We start from the raw sequence: 1,066 nt of genomic DNA, 5'->3' as shown, positions 1-1,066 counted from the left end.
TTTAGTATAAAATCTATAGATACAAATTATTTAAATAATATAAAATCTTTAAGTTCAAATAATTTAAATTTAATAAATGAAGATAAATCAAATAATTGATTTAAACAAATTACATTAAATAATAATATTTCTAAATCTAATATTAATTATAATTATGAAAAACCTATAGATTTTTTATTAAAAGATATTAGAAAATAATCCCTCATTTTTTAATAAATAGAGTGGACCTTATTAAAAAAGAAAGTTGTAATAATATTTATATTCATTTAAAAAATAAACATAATCTATCTTTTTTATTATATATATTTAATTAATACTTTTATAATAAAAGATTATATTAATAAATAATACCTTTTTTTTTTTATTTGAAAATAATTCCTCCCTTTCAAAGAAAGGGAGTGAGGTATACTCTTATAAAGAAGAGGGCTATAATATATATACTATTTTTATTTTAGTATATAATAATAATTAATTTATTCCCCAAGGGGATAAATAACCCGGTAATTTATTATGATATCTATCATATAAAACACCCCAGTGATCCGTGGGTAATTTATTTTCTTTAAAAGAAAGGTAGTGAATGAGGTTCTTTTTAAAAGAAGAAAGTTGTAATAATAATAAATATAATAAGGTAAATAAGTAAATAAAGTAAATAAAAAAAGAAGATTATAAAAAAGAAATATAAAATAAATTATATGGTAATATATATATATTTTTATAATATATATATATGCATAAGATGAGTTATATAACTCGTTGATTATTTAGTACATCTCATAAAGATATAGCAATATTATATTTAGGATATGGAATGATATCATCAATGGTAGCTACAGCTATGTCAGTTATAATTAGATTAGAATTATCAGGTTCAAATCCTCAATTTTTACAAGGTAATAATCAAGTATTTAATGTAATGGTAACAGGACATGCTATAGCAATGATATTTTTATTTGTAATGCCAGTATTAATAGGTGCCTTTGGTAATTATTTTTTACCTATAATGATAGGAGGAGTTGATATGGCTTTTGCTAGATTAAACAATATTAGTTTTTGATGTTTACCA

The 1,066-nt window shown here is 19.8% G+C and carries 1 protein-coding gene; it reads left to right on the top strand.

Annotation, left to right across the window (positions count from 1 at the left end; genetic code table 11):
* The first annotated feature begins 784 nt into the window (after positions 1 to 784).
* Complete coding sequence (locus tag IE180_RS37930) at positions 785 to 1,057, top strand: cbb3-type cytochrome c oxidase subunit I (RefSeq protein ID WP_506005108.1); 273 nt, start codon at positions 785 to 787, stop codon at positions 1,055 to 1,057.
* Positions 1,058 to 1,066 lie beyond the last annotated feature (9 nt).

This window comes from Streptomyces litmocidini, assembly GCF_014649755.1.
In the GTDB taxonomy this organism is placed as follows: domain Bacteria; phylum Actinomycetota; class Actinomycetes; order Streptomycetales; family Streptomycetaceae; genus Streptomyces; species Streptomyces litmocidini.
This window is presented reverse-complemented; position numbering and strand designations above follow the sequence as displayed.